Source organism: Pseudomonas sp. PDM27 (genome assembly GCF_019219205.1).
In the GTDB taxonomy this organism is placed as follows: Bacteria; Pseudomonadota; Gammaproteobacteria; order Pseudomonadales; family Pseudomonadaceae; genus Aquipseudomonas; species Aquipseudomonas laurylsulfatiphila.
Window position 1 is genome coordinate 176,474 of the sequence record NZ_JAHUWF010000010.1, and the last position, 14,166, is coordinate 190,639.

13 protein-coding genes are annotated in these 14,166 nt (G+C 62.9%); 12 read left to right on the forward strand and 1 reads right to left on the reverse strand.

Going from position 1 to position 14,166, the window contains the following annotated elements; genetic code table 11:
* Positions 1-7: 7 nt before the first annotated feature.
* A complete protein-coding gene (locus KW838_RS20895; RefSeq protein ID WP_218503303.1) occupies positions 8-613 on the forward strand; it encodes a class I SAM-dependent methyltransferase in 606 nt (201 codons plus the stop codon).
* 311 nt (positions 614-924) lie between these two features.
* Entirely contained in the window at positions 925-1,095 is a 171-nt protein-coding gene (locus tag KW838_RS20900) for a hypothetical protein (RefSeq protein WP_158248446.1), read from the forward strand.
* Positions 1,096-1,101: 6 nt separating this feature from the next.
* On the opposite strand, the gene KW838_RS20905 is transcribed toward KW838_RS20900, so the two are convergent.
* Positions 1,102-1,995, reverse strand: coding sequence for an AraC family transcriptional regulator (locus KW838_RS20905; protein ID WP_256358925.1), 894 nt, complete (start codon positions 1,993-1,995; stop codon positions 1,102-1,104).
* A gap of 118 nt (positions 1,996-2,113) precedes the next feature.
* Here KW838_RS20905 and KW838_RS20910 point away from each other — a divergent pair, with 118 nt between their 5' ends.
* From KW838_RS20910 to KW838_RS20955, 10 genes are all read left to right on the forward strand, one after another.
* Entirely contained in the window at positions 2,114-3,397 is a 1,284-nt protein-coding gene (locus tag KW838_RS20910) for an acyl-CoA dehydrogenase family protein (RefSeq protein ID WP_218503306.1), read from the forward strand.
* 61 nt (positions 3,398-3,458) lie between these two features.
* The gene (locus KW838_RS20915) at positions 3,459-4,592 is read left to right on the forward strand and encodes a trans-acting enoyl reductase family protein (RefSeq protein ID WP_218503307.1); all 1,134 of its coding nucleotides are present in this window, start codon (positions 3,459-3,461) and stop codon (positions 4,590-4,592) included.
* Positions 4,593-4,613: 21 nt separating this feature from the next.
* Positions 4,614-6,170, forward strand: coding sequence for an AMP-binding protein (locus KW838_RS20920; protein WP_218503308.1), 1,557 nt, complete (start codon positions 4,614-4,616; stop codon positions 6,168-6,170).
* Positions 6,171-6,264: 94 nt separating this feature from the next.
* On the forward strand, positions 6,265-7,503 hold the full coding sequence (locus KW838_RS20925; RefSeq protein WP_218503309.1) for a thiolase family protein: 1,239 nt from the start codon (positions 6,265-6,267) through the stop codon (positions 7,501-7,503).
* A gap of 32 nt (positions 7,504-7,535) precedes the next feature.
* On the forward strand, positions 7,536-8,330 hold the full coding sequence (locus tag KW838_RS20930) for an SDR family oxidoreductase (RefSeq protein WP_218503310.1): 795 nt from the start codon (positions 7,536-7,538) through the stop codon (positions 8,328-8,330).
* Between the two features lie 30 nt (positions 8,331-8,360).
* Entirely contained in the window at positions 8,361-8,762 is a 402-nt protein-coding gene (locus KW838_RS20935; protein WP_218503311.1) for a hypothetical protein, read from the forward strand.
* 120 nt (positions 8,763-8,882) lie between these two features.
* A complete protein-coding gene (locus KW838_RS20940) occupies positions 8,883-9,359 on the forward strand; it encodes a 2,4'-dihydroxyacetophenone dioxygenase family protein (protein WP_095966183.1) in 477 nt (158 codons plus the stop codon).
* 71 nt (positions 9,360-9,430) lie between these two features.
* The gene (locus tag KW838_RS20945; RefSeq protein ID WP_218503312.1) at positions 9,431-11,794 is read left to right on the forward strand and encodes an arylsulfatase; all 2,364 of its coding nucleotides are present in this window, start codon (positions 9,431-9,433) and stop codon (positions 11,792-11,794) included.
* Between the two features lie 26 nt (positions 11,795-11,820).
* A complete protein-coding gene (locus KW838_RS20950; RefSeq protein WP_218503314.1) occupies positions 11,821-12,654 on the forward strand; it encodes an SDR family NAD(P)-dependent oxidoreductase in 834 nt (277 codons plus the stop codon).
* Positions 12,654-13,925, forward strand: a complete 1,272-nt coding sequence (locus tag KW838_RS20955) for an anaerobic sulfatase maturase (RefSeq protein WP_218503317.1) — start codon at positions 12,654-12,656, stop codon at positions 13,923-13,925. Before KW838_RS20950 ends, KW838_RS20955 begins: the two co-directional genes overlap by 1 nt.
* Positions 13,926-14,166: the final 241 nt, after the last annotated feature.

The window sequence follows — 14,166 nt, forward strand, 5'->3', positions numbered from 1 at the left end:
CTCCCTCATGCATGAAGCAGCCCATCAGATCATCGATCTCTACGAACGTCACGCTCAAACATGGGATCGTGTTCGCTCGCGGCGTCTGGTCGAACAATCCTGGCTGGATCGTTTTCGCCAGGCCATGCCGGTTGCGGCTGGTCATGTCCTCGACATCGGCTGTGGCTGTGCCGAACCCATGGCTGGTTACTTGATCGGCGCGGGACACGCTGTGTCTGGCATTGATTCGTCCACGGCGATGATCGCCTTGTGTCGGCAACGTTTTGCGCAGCACGATTGGCATGTGGCCGACATGCGCCAATTGGCGCTTGAACAGCGTTTCGCAGGCATCCTGGCGTGGGACAGTTTCTTTCACCTGACGCCTGAGGATCAGCGTCGAATGTTCCCGATTTTCCAGGCCCATGCCCAGCCTGGTGCTGCGCTGATGTTTACCAGCGGAACGGCCCATGGCGTTGCGTTGGGCAGCTTCGAGGGTGAAACGCTTTATCATGCCAGCCTGGACCACGATGAATATGTTGCACTGCTCAATACCCATGGTTTTAGCGTTGTGGAGCAAATAACGGAAGATCCGGCTTGTGGTGGGCATACGATCTGGTTGGCTGTTTTCGGTTAGAAACGTCCCTTTGCCCTGCTCGCTTATATAAGTATTTCTTATAACTAAACTAAACAACCATTTAGTTGAGTTATGTTTACACGGTGTTCGATCGTACTCGACCAGCGCCGGCACTCTCCTTCCCCCTTTCCCTCCATTTCGCTGGCACCGCCATAGATCTGGCTGCCCCGGTTCTCGAGATAGTGCCGAGCCACCGTGAAGCCCTCCGCCGCTCCCCCCTAACATTGGGGGGGGGCCGCAAAACCCCGGCTGCATTATTTTCAACGCATGACAATCCGTTGCGCCCTTCACGTTCGCGAACAGGTGAGCCTATGAAAATAATAATAATGCTGTGTGTCATTGCATCGCTGACCGCGATGCTGGTAACCATCACCCCGATCAAGGAAGTCTGGTTGCAATCGCGTTATCTGCCCGCCGATCCGTGCAAATCCCATCCATACACCTGCTTTCGGCCTGCGGTGAGTTTCGCCTCGCTGCACTGACCGCTCTCAGCCGCGACCGACGCCGGACCGGGTGCGAAACTGGGCCGGCGTGGTTCCGTGGGCCGTCTTGAAGGCGGCTGTCAGGTGGCTTTGTGTACTGAAACCGCACTCCAGCGCGACATGCAGGATGGGCAGGTCGGTTTGCATGAGCAGTTCGCGCGCGTGCTCGAGCCGCAGGTTCATCACATACCGGTGGGGTGCAATGCCCATGGCATTGTCGAACAGCCGGCGAAAATGCGCCGGGCTGACCCCTGCCCGGGCCGCCAACTGGTGGATCGACAAGTCTTCAGCCAGATGCTCGCGCATGTAAGCCACCACCGATTGCAGGCGCGCCAATTGAATGTGCGGCGGGTTGATCGAACCCAGGGTCTGCAGGCGTAGCGCACGGCACACCTGTTCGAGCATCACAGCCGCCAGCCGCGCCATGAAGCCCTGGTCGGCCTGTTTTCCCATATTCAGCTCATCGAGCAGCTGCCGGGCCGCCGCACTGACCAGGGCGTCGCTGAAGGCCAGCGGTGCCTGGGTCCTGGCACAGCACTCCAGCAACCGGCCAAACACACCGTCACTACGCTCGGGAATGTAGAACACCGCGAAGTCCACGCTGCCCGAGTAGCGCCAATGGGTGGCGCAGTGGGCCGGCATCAGCATCGACATGCTGGGCAATGTGCTCAGGCGCGACGTCTCGTCCGTGCCCTCTTCCACCCGGGAACCACCGAATTGAGTGAGCAGGGTCATGACCCCCACCGGGGGCATGTCGAGGTCTGTCTCGTGCAGAAAATAGCGCTCGGCATACAGCGGCATCTGGTTGCACACCAGGCCACCGACCATGGGCAGTCCCAACACTTCATGGACTTTCTGTTGCGGCGTCACCGGCGCTCCCTGATGAGCAGATTTTGACAAATATGCCCCCTTTTCCAGTGAGTTGTCGATCCCGGGAAGAACAATCATGGCGTCCATGTTCCAGCCCCCACGAGGTCGATTGCGTGGGTTCGTTCCTTCCCCGGATGAGCAAGCGCCAATGATCACATTACACGACACCTTGCAGTTACCCGCCGTTGGCCTGACGGGTTTTGAAACGCCATTGAGCGAAGAAGAAGCGGCCATCCAGCAATCGGTGCATCAGTTCGCCAAGAACGTGCTGCGCCCGGTCGGCCAGGCCCTCGACAAGATGCAAGCGGCCGATGTCTGCGCGCCCGGCTCGCCCTTCTGGTCGGTGTTCACCGAAGCGGCACAGCTGGGTCTGGACCCGGAACTGCTGACGCAGTTTCCCGCCGAAACTGCCGTGCGCCTGGAGTCTCTGATTGGCGAGGAAATGGGCTGGGGCGATGCCGGCCTGGCCGTTTCCCTGGCGGTCGCCGGTTTCCCGCTGCGTATGGCAAAGGCCGTGGGCAATCAGGAGCTGGTGGAGCTGTGCCAGGGCAAGATCGGCTGCTGGATGATCACTCATCCGGACAAGGGCAGCGACATCATGGTCTATGACATGAAGCGCGAATGGCCCCAGGGTCAGTCCGGCAACAAGGGCACCCTCACGGCCAGAGTCGGCAAGGACGAGATCGTCCTCAACGGCCAGTGCTCGGCCTGGGTCTCCAACGGGGCCGTGGCGCAGGTGGCGCTGGCCTACATCACCGCCGACTATGGCGACGGTTTTTTCGACGCCGACGGCCGCCCCAACGGCGTCGCCGTGATCGTGCCCCTGGACCTGCCCGGCGTATCGCGCGGCAAGCCGCTGGACAAGATCGGCCAGCGCTCGCTGCCCCAGGGCGAAGTCTATTTCGACAACGTGAAGATACCGGCGCGCTTCGCCATCGCGGGCAAGGATCAATACTACGGCAACCAGTCCTCGGCCTGGTCCTACGCCGGCACGCACATGTCCCAGGTGTTCACCGGGGTGGCGCGCGGGGCGTTCGAAATGGCCTTGCAGTACTGTCATGAACGCAAACAGGGCGGCCAGTTGCTGATCGACCATCAGCTCACGCGCTATCGACTGGGCGACATGCTGCGTCAGGTCGAACTGGCACGCGCGGTGGCCCGACGCTCCCTGGCGTTCGCCCGCCTGTCACCGCAGAGCCATCCCTACGCCACGGCGTCGGCCAAGGTGACCGTCACTGAAGCCTGCATGAAGGTCGCCCATGAAGCGCTGCAGCTGTTCGGCGGTGCCGGTACTTCCCGTGAATACCCGATCGAGAAGATCTTCCGCGATGCCCGCGCCGCCCTGATCGAAGACGGCGAGAACTCCATCATCACTATGCGTGTTGGCCTGTTGTGCCAACAGCTTTATGCCGAAGGCTGGTCGCAATACTGACCCCGGCCCTGCCACTCCCCCCCCCAAAAAACAACCTTTTAAAAACAAGAGAGACACGAAAATGGCTAAATATCCCGTCGTCGTTTATGGCGCCAGCGGCTACACCGGCATGCTCACCATGGACTGGCTGATCGACCAGAACATCCCCTTCACCGCCGTGGCACGCAATGCCGGACGCGTGCACGAGATGATGGCCCAGCGCGTGGTGCGCCTGGAGTCGGCCACCTATGAAGTCATCGAAGCCGAGCACACGGTGGAGGCGCTGACCGAGGCGTTCCGTGGCGCCAAGGTGGTCTGCAACACCGTCGGCCCGTTCGTCAAATTCGGCCTGACCACGGTCGAGGCCGCGCTCAAGGCCGGCTGCCATCACCTGGATACCACCGGTGAGCAAAGCTACATGCGCGAAGTGCGGGAGAAGTTCGGCCATCTCTATGCCCAGGCCGGCCTGCTGGTCTCGCCATCGTTGTCCTACATGTTCACCTACGCAGAAATCGCCGCCGAACTGGCCCTGGAAACGCCGGGCATCGACGCCCTGGAAACCTCGACCCTGTGCCGTGGCCCGCGCGGAGTCGGTGCCGGTGTGACCGTGGGTTCGACCGCCTCCATTTTCGAGATGTACCGCGCCGAGCAATGCTACCTGTGGGAGAAGAAACTGGTCCCGCACGCCGTCGGCACCTCCTTCAGCATTCCTTCGCCTGATTTCCTGCAGCCGGTCTTTGCCCTGCCATGGGGCGGCACTTCATTGCCGGTGTATTTCGAAAACGACCCGCGCGTGCGCTCCTGTGTCTCCTGCGTCGGCTTCTACGACAACGACGTGATGAAGATGGTGCATGGCCTGGGGCAGAAGTGGGACGCCGAATACAAACACCTGCCGGCAGAGCATCAGGATGAAGTGCTCAAGCAGATCGTGCAGTCGACCACGCCGAGCATGCCACCGCGCGAGCGCACCACCACCGTGCGCATGGTCGACACCGCCATCGGCCGCGGCCAGCTGTCGGCCGTGCGCGCCACCGTGCATGGCACCACCGCCTACATCGCCACCGGGGCCTTGCAGGTTGCCGCCGCGATCAAGCTGATCGATGGCGAAACCGCCAAGGTCGGCTTCGCTTCCGGCTCCAAGGCATTCGGGCATCGCTACCTGCTGGGCTTCCTGGAAGAGCGTGGCCTGGCACGGGCCACGGTCACTCAGCTCTGATCGGCGGCACGGGAGTCCTTCATGGCCATCATTGATTTCTACGACCGCGGCTGGGGTTTGAACCCGGACGGCATCGCCTATATCCAGGGCGCGCGGTCCTACACCTTCGAGGAAGTCGGTGCGTTGTCCTGTCGCATCGCCAACACCCTGCTGGCCCTGGGCTTGCCCAAGGAAACCAAGGGCGCGGTGTGGTCGGCCAACGACGTCACCGCCTGGGCCTGCACCCTGGGCCTGTGGCGCGCCAACATGACCTGGATACCGGTCAATGCGCGTAACTCGGCGCAAGAGAACCACTACATCCTCGATGCGTTCGATTGCGAGGTGATGTTCTACCAGGACGAGTTCGCCGCGATCATCGACGACCTGCGTCCGTCGCTGCCGAAGATCCGGCACTGGGTCTGCATCGATGCCGAAGGTCGCGATGCGCCGTCGCTGCAACGCTGGAGCGCGGAGCAGCCCTCGACCCGTCCTGAAGTCAGCTACGACATGGACGACGTGATCATGCTCTCGCCCACGGGCGGCACCACCGGCATGCCCAAGGGGGTGATGAACACGCACCGCAGCACGCAGACCTTCATCGCCCACTTCATGCTGGCCTGCGCCTACCGCAATGGCGAGACGCCGGTGAACCTGGCCGCCGCGCCCATGACCCACACCGCCGGTCTGCTGGCCGTGCCGTGCACCGCCCAGGGCGGCACGGTGGTCGTGGTGACCCGGCCCGACCCGGCGGTGATGCTCGGCGCGATCATGCAGCACAAGGTCACCGAGTTTTTCCTGCCGCCGACGGTGATCTACAAGCTGCTGGAAATGCCCGGCATCGAGACGCTCGACCTGTCCTCGGTCAAGTACCTGATGTACGGCGCGGCCCCCATGTCGGTGCAGAAGCTGAAAAAGGCTATCGAAGTATTCGGCCCGATCATGGCCGGCGGTTACGGCCAGACCGAAGCCCCGGCCAGCATCGCCTTCCTGCGCCCTGACGAGCACCTGGTCGACGGCCAGATGGCCAGCGACGAGCGCCTGTCATCGGTTGGCCGTCCCTACCCGTTGATCCGCGTGGAGGTCATGGACGATGACCAGCGGATCCTGCCACGCGGCGCCACCGGCGAGATCTGCGTGCGCGGCGACCTGGTCATGAAGGGCTACTACAAGCAGCCGGACAAGACCGCCGAAACCCTCATCGACGGCTGGCTGCACACTGGCGACATCGGCCACATCGACGCCGAAGGCTACCTGCACCTGACCGACCGCAAGAAGGACATGATCATTTCCGGCGGCTTCAACGTGTACCCCAGCGAAGTCGAGCAAGTGCTGTGGAGCCATCCGGCGGTACAGGACTGTGCGGTGATCGGTGTACCGGACGAGAAATGGGGCGAAGCGGTCAAGGCCGTGGTCGAGCTCAACCCCGGCCTGAGCGTCAGCGCCCAGGCACTGATCGACTTGTGCAAGGAACGGCTGGGACACGTCATGGCGCCCAAGTCGGTCGATTTCGTCGACAGCCTGCCGCGCAGCCCGGTGGGCAAGGTGTTGAAGAAAGACCTGCGCCAGCCCTATTGGCAAAACCTGGATCGAAACATCTGACGCCTGTAACCGGCCCTGGCCTGCATCGGCGACTGCGTCCGGTGCAGGGCCCGGGCCTCCAGCTTGCTTCCCTGACTCATCACAAGGAATTTTCATGAGCACCGTCTATATCGCCGGCATCGCCATGACCGTCTTCGGCCGACACCTCGAACGCAGCCTCGATGACCTGGCGCGCGAAGCGCTCAATGGCGCATTGCAGGATGCCGGGTGCCGCACCGAAGACCTGGGCATCGCCTTTTATGCCGGCATGACCAATGGCCCGCTGCAAGGCCAGATCGCCATCCCCGGCCAGGTCGTACTGAGCAAGGTCGGCATCGAAGGCATCCCCATCTACAACATCGAAAACGCCTGCGCCTCGGGCAGTGCCGCCTTCAACCTGGCCGTGCAGAGCCTCAAGGCCGGCACCACCGACGTGGCGCTGGCGATCGGTGCCGAGAAGATGAACATCGCCGACAAGCTCAAGGCCCTCTCGATTTTCGAGGCCGGCTGGGACATCTCCCGCGCCGAACAGAACTACCAGACCCTGGTGCAAATGGGCGAAGGGGTCGAAGTGCCCGAAGGCAGTGAATCGGACAAACCCTACAGCAAGTTCATGGCCATCTACGCTGCGATGTGCCGGCACCACATGAGTACCTATGGCACCACGCAACGGCAGATTGCCGCGGTGTCGGCGAAGAACCATACCCACTCGGTGCACAACCCTTACTCGCAATTCCGTAAGCCTTTCAGCATCGAAGAGATCCTGGCGGCGCCACCCATCACTTACCCGATCACCCTGCCGATGTGCGCCCCTCTGTCCGACGGCGCTGCCGCCGCCATTCTCTGCACCGAGGAAGGCCTCAAGCGCATCGGCGCCGACAAGAGCCGTTGCATCAAGGTCGCGGCCAGCGTCATCCGCAGTTTCAGCAACCGTCGCCTCGATCAGCCCGAGCTCCACGTCGGGCGCCTGGCCGCCAGAATGGCCTATGAACAGGCCGGCCTCGGCCCCCGCGACATGCATGTGGCCGAAGTACACGACGCCTCGGCCATGGGCGAAATCATCCAGGTGGAGAACCTTGGCTTCGTCGCCCCCGGTGAAGGCGGTCCGGCCGCCGAACGTGGCGAATTCACCCTGGGCGGGCGCGTTCCGGTCAACACCTCCGGCGGTCTCGAATCCAAGGGCCATCCGCTGGGCGCCACTGGTATCGGCCAGCTCTATGAACTGGTGACCCAGTTGCGCGGCGAAGCCGGCAAGCGCCAGGTCGAAGGCGCGCGGCATGCCATACAGGAAAACGGCGGCGGCCTGCAGGGCGTCGAAGAAGCGGCGGTGGCGATTCACATCCTGAGCAAGTAGCCGCCCTGCCTGCCAATCAAGAGGTAGCCAAGATGTTCAACAACAAAGTGGTGGTGATCAGCGGCGCCGGCTCCGGTATCGGCCGCGAACTGGCTGTGCAACTGGCCCGGGAGGGAGCGCTGCTGGCGCTCTCGGACATCGACCGTTCGAGCCTCGATGTCACTCTGGGATTGCTCCCTGAAGCGAGCCAGGCCCGGGGCTACACGCTGGATGTTTCGTCCTGGTCGGCATTCCAGGATCACGCCGAAGAGGTCATGCGCGACTTCGGCACGGTTCACTACGTCATCAACAATGCCGGCGCCACGGTGATCGGCACCGTGGCCAACACCAGCATCGAAGAGTTCGAGTGGCAACTGGGCATCAACCTGTGGGGCGTGCTGTACGGCACCAAGGCCTTTCTGCCGAAGATGCTGGCCCAGCGTGAAGGTTGCATCGTCAACATCTCCAGCGTGTTCGGCCTGCTCAGCTACCCCACGCAAAGCGCCTACAACATGTCGAAGTTCGCCGTGCGCGGCCTGACCGAATGCCTCTGGGCCGAACTCAGGGGCAGCGGCGTACGCGCCATCAGCGTCCACCCCGGCGGCATCAGGACCAACATCGAGCGGGCCGGCCGGCGCTGCAAGGCGGCAGGCGAGGAGGAAGCGAAGTTCGCCCGCCTGGCCGACAAGATGCTGCTGACCCCGCCCGCCGACTGCGCCGCCGACATCATCCACGGCATGCGCCACGGCAGCCGCCGGGTCATCACCGGCAACAAGTCCAGCACTATGTTCTGGCTGAGCCGATTGTTCCCCAACCGCTACCCCACCCTGCTCAGGCTGCTGGGCTGAGCCTTGTCCGACCCTATCGAGGAGTACTCCATGTCCAACGCTTACGCCCGCACCCTGTTCAGTATCGCCGCCGGCTTCAACATCCTGGCGGGCCTGCCCTTGCTGGTGGCCACGCAGCCGGTGGCCCAACTGATGGGCCTGCAGATGACCCCGACCACGGGCCTGTTCATCCAGATCACCATGATCGTGGTGCTGATGTTCGGCTGGGCCTACTGGATGATCAGCCGCGACCCGGTGCGCTATCGCCCGTACATCGTGCTGGGGATCGCGCTGAAGATCCTCGTCGTCGCGGTCATCACCAGCCACTGGCTGGCGGGCACCATTGCCTGGCCGCTGCCGACACTGGCGGCGAGCGACATCGTCTTTGCCCTGCTGTTCTGGCGCTACCTGAGCAGCACCCGTTCGGCGCAAGCCCTCACGCAATTGCACTGATTCAAAACCGTGCGCAACGCCCACCCCCCTCGTCGCCGGGGGGGTAATTTCTGCCCGCTCCCGCACGATGCCTCTCAGAACATCCACCTGCCGCCAACGGCCCATCCGAGGAGCACCACCATGCTGTATGAAAGCATCGATACCGCCGCCATCAACGCCGACGACCTGCCCTGGGTGCCTTTCGCGCCTTACAACGACGACGTGCTCATCAAGTACATCAAGTGCGATCCGGTGCGTGGCGAGGTCATTACCCTGCTCAAGGCGCCCGCCAGCATGACCCTGCCCAAGCACCACCACTCCGGCACCGTGATCGTCTACACCATCAAGGGTGGCTGGAAGTACCTCGAACACGACTGGATCTCCACTGAAGGTGGCGTGGTGTTCGAGACGGCCGCCACCAGCCATACGCCCATCGGCCTGCCCGAACACGGCGACGAGGTGATCACGTTCAACGTCACCCTGGGCGATCTCATGTACATGGACGAAAACGACAACATCGTTGCCATCGAGAACTGGAAGACCAGCGTGCAGCGCTACCTGGCCTACTGCGAGGCCAACGACATCCAGCCCAAGGACATCACCAGTTTCTCGGTGTGACCGATTCCCGGCGCCCCTCCCCGAGGGGGGCGCCCCACTCACTCCGCCAACAACAAGAACAGGAGTCTTCCATGATTCAGAAGTTTGCGCGCACCGGGCATTTCACACTGAAGGTGAGCATGCTGCTGGCGAGCTCCGTCGCCTGCGCCCAGGACACCCTGCCCTTCGCGCCGACGCCTTCGGCCAGCACCGCCGGGCCGACCCTGCAGGATTCCCATCACCAGAAGCGCCAGGCCCAGTCCCATGTACCGGCCGGTGCACCGAACATCCTGGTGATCATGCTCGATGACGCCGGTTTCGCCCAGGCCGACACGGTTGGCGGCGCCATCCACACCCCGACCCTGAGCCGGGTGGCCGACAGCGGTGTGCGCTACAACGCCTTCCATACCACCGCCATCAGCTCGGCCACCCGCGCCGCCCTGTTGACCGGCCGCAATCACCACCGGGTCGGCAATGGCGTGATCGCCGAGCTGGCCACAGATTGGGACGGCTACACCGGCAAGATTCCCAAGAGTTCGGCGACCATGGCCGAAGTGCTCAAGCAATACGGCTACAGCACCGCCGCCTTCGGCAAATGGCACAACACACCGACGTCGGAAACCACCGCTGCCGGACCGTTCGACAGCTGGCCGACCGGCTATGGCTTTGAACACTTCTATGGCTTCATGGCCGGGGAAACCTCCCAGTACGAGCCGCGCCTGTATCTCAACACCACGCCGATCGAACCGCCTCGTGATCCCAAGTACCACCTCAGCGAAGACCTGGCCAACCGCGCGGTGAACTGGCTGCAGGACCACAAGACCTACGCCCCGGACAAACCCTTCTTCATGTACTGGGCCCCCGGTGCCGTGCACGGCCCGCACCAGGTCAACGCCCAATGGGCCGACAAGTACAAAGGCAAGTTCGACGCTGGCTGGGATGCGTATCGCGAGCAGACCTTCGCCCGCCAAAAAGCCATGGGCTTCATTCCCAAGGACGCCAAGCTGACCCCGCGCCCCGCCGAGCTGCCGGCCTGGGACAGCCTCGACGCCGGGCAAAAGCAATACCAGGCGCGCCTGATGGAGGTTTACGCAGGCTTCCTCGAGCATGCCGATACCCAGGCCGGGAAGATCCTCGACGAGCTTGAGCTGGAGGGTAAACGCGACAACACCCTGATCTTCTATGTGCTCGGCGACAACGGGGCCTCGGCCGAAGGCATGGAAGGCACCATCAACGAACTGCTGGCGCAGAATGGCATTCCAGTGCCCAAGGAGCAGCAGCTCAAGGTACTCAACGGCAGCTACGGTGGCCTGTCGGCCCTCGGCGGCCCGAAACTCGAGAGCATGTACAACGCCGCCTGGGCCTGGGCGGGTTCAGGCCCCTTTATCGGGACCAAACTGGTGGCGGGCTACTTCGGCGGCACGCGCACGCCGATGGCGGTCTCCTGGCCCAAGCAGATCAAGGCCGATGCCAAGGTCCGCGGGCAGTTTCACCACGTCAACGACATTGTCCCGACGGTCTACGACCTCCTCGACATCAGCGCGCCCAAGGTGGTCAACGGCGTCGAACAGGACCCGATGGACGGCGTCAGCCTGCGCTACACCTTTGCCGACGCCGATGCGAAGTCGCGCAAACCCCCGCAGTACTTCGAAGTGCTCGGCAGCCGTGGCATCTACAAGGACGGCTGGATCGCCTCGGTATTCGGTCCGCGCAAACCCTGGGTGCAAGGGTTTGCCCAGTTCATGGGCTGGAACCCGGACAACGACCAGTGGGCGCTGTATGACCTTGGCAACGACTACTCGCAAGCCACGGATGTCGCTGCCAGCCACCCGGAAAAACTCGCTGAGCTGAAGGCCGAGTTCGATACCCAGGCCAAGGCCAACCACGTCTACCCGATCGGCGCCGGTCTGTTTCCCTTCATGAACCCGGATGTACGCCCGGGTACGGACAAACGTGAATGGAACTTCAGCGATCGCACCCAGCGCTTCCCGGAGTTCACCGCGCCCAACCTGCGCAGCCGCAACAACCGGGTACTGGTGACCGCCGACGTGCCGGCCAAGGCCAGTGGCGTGCTGTATGCCATGGGCGGGATCGGTGGCGGTGTCAGCCTGTACCTGGACGATGGTTATCTGGTCTACGAGTACAACGCCCTGGCCATTGCCCGGGTCAAGCTGCGCTCGACCGAACGCGTGCCGGCCGGTAAAGCCAACATCGAAGTGTTGACCCAAATGAGCACGACCAAACTGGGCGCGCCAGCCAATCTGAGCCTGCGCCTGGGGGGGCAGGAAGTCGCCAGCGGCGTGACGCCGTTCACCCCGGCATTCACCTTCACCGCCAGCGAAACCTTTGACGTGGCCCAGGACCTCGGCTCGCCGGTTGCCCTGGATTACTTCGACCGCGCGCCGTTCGCTTTCAACGGCAAGGTCGACGACGTGCATGTCGCTTACTTGCCCTGAACCCTTGCCCTGCCCAGGAGATTTCCATGGCCACTACCGAACTTAAGAACAAGAACGTCCTGATCACTGGCGCCGCTTCCGGCATCGGTCGCGCCGCGGCGCTGGCATTCGCCCGCCGTGGCGCCCGGATCATTGCCACCGACATCAATCTCGTTGCGCTCAGGCAGGTGCAAATGGACGTCGAAGCCCTCGGCTCCCGCTGCACCATCCATCAGCTGGATGTCTCCAGCAGCGAAGCCGTGCGGGAGCTGGCCGAGAAGCTCCATGCCTCGCTCGGGGCGCTCGACGTGCTGATCAACAACGCCGGCATCGGTTACCTGGGCCAGTTCCTGCAAAGCGACCTGGCCCACTGGCAACGGGTGCTGGACATCAACGTGATGGGGGTGGTGCATGGCTGCTATCACTTCATCCCGCAGATGCTCAAGGCCGGCGGGCCGCGCCATGTGCTCAACGTGGCGTCGGCGGCCGGTCTGTATCCGTCGCCGACGATGGCGGCCTATGCCGCCTCCAAACATGCGGTGTTCGGGTTCAACGAAGTGCTGAAGATGGAGTTGGCCGACAGCGATATCTGCGTGACCACGGTCTGTCCCGGCATCATCAATACGCCGATCACCCATGCCCGCAACAACGTCTCGCCCTCGGTCGACGAAGCCCAGCTCACGCGACTGCACAAGTACTATCAGACCAAGGGCTGTGGGCCTGAGGTGGTCGCCGAAGGCATGGTCCGCGCCGTGCAAAAGAGCCAGGACCTGTTGCTGGTCGGGCCCTTTGCGAAGGTGCTGTACCACCTGCGTCGCCTGTCCTTGAGCCTGTTGCGTCGCTTCGTGCTGAGCGACGCGCGCAAGGTCGGGTTTCTCTGATGGCGAGCGCTTCTCCCGCGGTGCAGGGGTTGCACTTGATGGCCAAGCCGGTCGGTCCGATCTGCAACCTCGATTGCAGCTACTGCTTCTACCTGGAAAAGGAGCAGTTGTACCCGCCCAGAGAGCGCTTTCGCATGTCTGACGAGGTGTTGCGCGCGTACATCCAGGGTTACATCGCCGCGCAACCCAGCCCCGAAGTGGAGTTCACCTGGCAAGGCGGCGAGCCGACCTTGCTGGGCCTGGATTTTTTCCAGCGGGCGGTGGCCTGTCAGCGCGAGTTAGGCGCCGGCAAGGTCATCCGCAATACCCTGCAAACCAACGGCACCCTGCTCGATGACGAGTGGTGTGCCTTTCTTGCCCGCGAGGGTTTCATGGTCGGCCTGAGCCTCGACGGGCCGCGTGAAGTCCACGACCTCTACCGGCCGGACAAGCGCGGCCGCTCCAGTTTCGATGCGGTCATGGCTGGCCTGGGCGTGCTGAAGAAACACGGGGTGCCGTTCAACGTGCTGGTCACCGTGGCCCGCGACGTGGCGAACCATCCGCTGGAAATCTATGGTTTTCTCAAGGCCCAGGGTGTGCGGCATATCCAGTTCAACCCGGTGGTCGAACGCCTTCCGGGCACGGCGGATGTCAAGCAGGGCCTGAGCTTCGCCACCCCGCCGGAACTGCGCCTGCACGCCCTGGACGAACCCGGGGTGGTCACGGCGCAGAGTGTCGAACCCGAGTGCTATGGCGATTTTCTCATCGCCATCTTCAACGAATGGGTACGCCATGACGTCGGCGACATCCATGTAATGAACTTCGAATGGGCCCTGGCGGCCTGGTGCCAGCTGGCGCCTTCGGTCTGCCTGTTCAGCCCGCGCTGCGGCAAGGCAGCGATCGTCGAACATGACGGCAGCGTCTACTCCTGCGACCACTTCATGTACCCGGAGTACCGCCTGGGCAATCTCAATGAAGATGACCCGGCCACCCTGCTCGCCTCCCCGGCCCAGCAGGCGTTCGGTGCGGCCAAGGAAACCACGTTGCCGACCATGTGCCGACAATGCGACTACCGCTTCGCCTGCCACGGTGAATGCCCGAAAAACCGCTTCATGACCGCGCCCAACGGCGAACCCGGACTGAACTACCTGTGCCCCGCCTACAAGAAATACTTCCGCCACCTGACGCCCTACATGAACGCCATGGCCCAGTTGATCAGCCATGACCAGCCCGCTTCACTGATCATGCAGGCCTTCGACGGCCCGCTGATCGTGCCGCTCAAGCCTGCGTGATAAGGGGGTGCACAACTGCACCTCCCTGCTGACGTGATTTCTCGACGCCCCTGATCCGCAAAATTGGCGTACCTGAACGGGATTCAAAAATCAAAAGATCGCAGCCTGCGGCAGCTCCTACAGGGATTTTTGTCCGTCCACGATATTGACGGTGTACCCGGTCAATGTAGGAGCTACCGAAGGCTGCGATCTTTTGATCTTCCTGCCCCCTCGTGAGGCCGAGCGGAGGTTCTGCGTAGTG

Excerpts from the sequence above, each read along its gene's own strand:
- KW838_RS20895 (WP_218503303.1), top strand. The coding sequence starts at position 8 with ATGCATGAAGCAGCCCATCAGATCATCGATCTCTACGAACGTCACGCT.
- KW838_RS20900 (WP_158248446.1), top strand. The coding sequence starts at position 925 with ATGAAAATAATAATAATGCTGTGTGTCATTGCATCGCTGACCGCGATG.
- KW838_RS20910 (WP_218503306.1), top strand. The coding sequence starts at position 2,114 with ATGATCACATTACACGACACCTTGCAGTTACCCGCCGTTGGCCTGACG.
- KW838_RS20915 (WP_218503307.1), top strand. The coding sequence starts at position 3,459 with ATGGCTAAATATCCCGTCGTCGTTTATGGCGCCAGCGGCTACACCGGC.
- KW838_RS20920 (WP_218503308.1), top strand. The coding sequence starts at position 4,614 with ATGGCCATCATTGATTTCTACGACCGCGGCTGGGGTTTGAACCCGGAC.
- KW838_RS20925 (WP_218503309.1), top strand. The coding sequence starts at position 6,265 with ATGAGCACCGTCTATATCGCCGGCATCGCCATGACCGTCTTCGGCCGA.
- KW838_RS20930 (WP_218503310.1), top strand. The coding sequence starts at position 7,536 with ATGTTCAACAACAAAGTGGTGGTGATCAGCGGCGCCGGCTCCGGTATC.
- KW838_RS20935 (WP_218503311.1), top strand. The coding sequence starts at position 8,361 with ATGTCCAACGCTTACGCCCGCACCCTGTTCAGTATCGCCGCCGGCTTC.
- KW838_RS20940 (WP_095966183.1), top strand. The coding sequence starts at position 8,883 with ATGCTGTATGAAAGCATCGATACCGCCGCCATCAACGCCGACGACCTG.
- KW838_RS20945 (WP_218503312.1), top strand. The coding sequence starts at position 9,431 with ATGATTCAGAAGTTTGCGCGCACCGGGCATTTCACACTGAAGGTGAGC.
- KW838_RS20950 (WP_218503314.1), top strand. The coding sequence starts at position 11,821 with ATGGCCACTACCGAACTTAAGAACAAGAACGTCCTGATCACTGGCGCC.
- KW838_RS20955 (WP_218503317.1), top strand. The coding sequence starts at position 12,654 with ATGGCGAGCGCTTCTCCCGCGGTGCAGGGGTTGCACTTGATGGCCAAG.